The organism is Nostoc sp., from assembly GCF_041747015.1.
Taxonomy (GTDB): domain Bacteria; phylum Cyanobacteriota; class Cyanobacteriia; order Cyanobacteriales; family Nostocaceae; genus Nostoc.
The window spans coordinates 1-2,810 of record NZ_JBGTFY010000017.1 but is presented as its reverse complement, the minus strand read 5'-3'; the positions used below and the strand labels follow the sequence as shown (position 1 = coordinate 2,810).

Below are 2,810 nucleotides of genomic sequence, written 5' to 3'. Positions count from 1 at the left end.
AAAACCTCAGTAATCATTTCTCGTAAATAATCATTTTTTGTTTGACCATCATGTTTGTTATAAATGCGATAATTTACAGGTACAGACTTACCTGATAAATCCGTGTAATACAAGGTGATTAGCTGAATCCCTTTAACTGTACGATGATGTCTTCCTGAATAAATATAACCTAGTAATTCTGTAAGTTTTGGGTTACTATGAGGCTTGTCAATTACTGTATCATCTGCACTTAATGTGCCATCTACTAAATTGATATATGGCTTGACTTCATCAAATAAATCCCTTGGCTCATATCGCTCACGCAGCAAAAATCTGTTGACACTATCATGTGACAAATCTTCCATGATATCTGCCAAACGTGTGCAGCCTGGATATTTTGATTCTGCCAGTAGAAACAGAGTATAAGTGTTCAGATCACACTTGGCGGTCGATGGCTTGGTTGTCGCTCTGATTGCCCATATCCTCAATAGAGACAGTGTAAATTATCCGTCTTTTCAGTCCCCTGCTGACTAGCGATCGCCTATTCTTTTCCGATTTCCCATAGTGCATTTATTGTCTTTCTTGTCAATGCGTAAGTTCTGCTACGGATTCTCTGGTAGTCTTTTTCAAAAATTAAATCTGATTCCTATATAAATATATTGATTATTTTGCTATGGGTAACAATCAAGGCTGCGATTATCAATCATTTTTTGGGCAATCTAAATATAGTCCCTTTTTCTGCTTAGTGAACCAATTGTTTAAGGAAGGAATATTTGATAAGAGCCAACTCCAGCCCATCTGATGCCAAAATGCATTCCTCGCGCAATTTGCTGATCCGATTTATTATTGGCGGTACTACTCTTATTGTGAGTATTTCTGCTTATTTTAGCTATGAAGCTGCTCGGAAAATAACCCTAGAAGAGTTGAGAGGAAGAGCTTTTTTAGAAGTACAAAGAGGGGTTGATGAAATTGAGGAGTGGTTGCATGTTCGCAAAGTGGAGGTGCAAACCCTTGCTCATACTTCAACTGTACGCTCCTTAGACTGGTCTGTAGCAAAACCCTATTTAAAGTCAGAAGTTGACCGGATCAATGAATTTTTCGTTTTCCAAACAGCTACCCTGGATGGTTCGTATTTTAATACTAAGGTTGGTCGGTCAAATAAGAATATTAAGGATCGAGACTACTTTCAAAAAGCACTAGCCGGAAAAAGCAACGTTTCCGATCCTTTTATCAGCCGTTCCACAGGCATTTCTTTAATTGCGATCGCCACCCCAATATGGTCAAATTCTTCTAAGAGTCGTTCACCAATTGGTGTCTTCAACGGCAACGTTAAGGTCGATCACATTGCTAAAGTTGTCAACTCGCTGCGCTACGGCAAAAACAGCTATGCATTTGCTCTGAATTCTCAAGGAGAAGCGATCGCCCATCCTGACTCAGTAATCGACCACGGGGCGATCGCGGATTAAAACACAATGCATTTCAGCAAGTGAAGGAGTTGTGAGGAAAAAGCAGAGAAACTCCACCAGATTCAATCAAGGTAAATCAGCGGATATGAGCAATGGCGATTAAGCAACATTTATGACTTGTTCCTGAGAAGTATTGACTTCAGGCAGTAAAGAGGGAGCAGGATTACCATCACGTGCGGCACCCACTGCGTGAGTCATAAAATCCAAGACATTTTTACGTTGAGACTTTAGGGAAGTCACAACAGTTAACATTCGAGCAACAAAAGTACTACCCGCTTGAGTTTGAGAGCCAAAACTGGTACGTCGCCATATCACCGCAGGACGTATAGCTCTCTCAGCAGCATTATTTGTTGGTTCTACACCCTCAACAGTTACAAATAACCATAAAGCTGGTTCAACTTTTAAAATTTGGCGGCAAGTGCGAACAGTTTTTGCCAATGGCGTCTTTTCTGCCGAACCAATCTCACAATCGGCAGCCTCTTGTAGAGAGGATTTTAGGGAGTTGCGAATTTCTTGAACTAAAAGTTGGAACTCACAACGCTTTAATGTTCCATCTCTGACTCGATGCCAAAGTTCAAATAATTTCTCCTGCTGAAGAACCAATGCTGTTCCTAATTCTTTTGAGACTCCGGGACGCTCTGATATTTTGATGAATTCTCGTCTTAAGTGTGCCCAGCACAATTGCCGTTGCTCTAAACCTACCCAACTATATGCTCCATATCTATCTGAGTTTAAAATGCCGCGAAAATCATTACCCAGTAGATTGCGAGCTGCGTCGGAACAACGGGAAAGCGCAATTTGAAAGAACGTCACCAATGGCGTGACCGCAACCCACAACCAAGCTTTACTCTGTTTTGGGTTAGAACCATCAACATTACCTTGGTTAAAACTGGTTTCATCGGCTCCAACTACACGCGAGTTCTGAACGTATATTTTTGCTTCTTCAACCGCACTCTCTACCGCATTGCTTACTTCCAGCCTCAGATTGTTGACTGTACCCAAGGACATAGAAATTCCAAATAAATCTTGCATGGCACTTTGCACCATCCTCTGACTGTGGCGATACAGTCCACTCAATACCCCTACTATTGCCACAACTCTGACCCCATAGCCACTTGGGTCTACCTCCATAGGCAATGTTGCACGAGTTAAAGTGCCGCATTCTTTACACATCAGTTGGTGTAGGCGATGTTCTACGATTATTGGATTGATAGGGGGAATTTCTACTAAGCTGCTGCGCAGCTTGATTGTATAATGTGATATTAAGTAAAAAAGCTATCATCAGCTATATATGCCAGCAAAAAACCATCTTTATCAAGAGCAGAAGGAACGGCTATTAAAAACGTTAAAAGAACATGAAAATCC

Annotated in this window: 3 protein-coding genes and 1 pseudogene; 1 reads left to right on the top strand and 3 read right to left on the bottom strand. The window is 41.2% G+C overall.

Annotation, left to right across the window (positions count from 1 at the left end; genetic code table 11):
- A pseudogene (locus ACEW80_RS01405) lies at positions 1-344 on the bottom strand (IS701 family transposase); the annotation flags it as partial.
- 70 nt (positions 345-414) lie between these two features.
- Positions 415-549, bottom strand: a complete 135-nt coding sequence (locus ACEW80_RS01400) for a hypothetical protein (RefSeq protein ID WP_373524882.1) — start codon at positions 547-549, stop codon at positions 415-417.
- Between the two features lie 203 nt (positions 550-752).
- Here ACEW80_RS01400 and ACEW80_RS01395 point away from each other — a divergent pair, with 203 nt between their 5' ends.
- Entirely contained in the window at positions 753-1,445 is a 693-nt protein-coding gene (locus tag ACEW80_RS01395; RefSeq protein WP_373524881.1) for a cache domain-containing protein, read from the top strand.
- Positions 1,446-1,544: 99 nt separating this feature from the next.
- On the opposite strand, the gene ACEW80_RS01390 is transcribed toward ACEW80_RS01395, so the two are convergent.
- Positions 1,545-2,687, bottom strand: coding sequence for an IS66 family transposase (locus tag ACEW80_RS01390; RefSeq protein WP_373524883.1), 1,143 nt, complete (start codon positions 2,685-2,687; stop codon positions 1,545-1,547).
- Between the last annotated feature and the right edge of the window lie 123 nt (positions 2,688-2,810).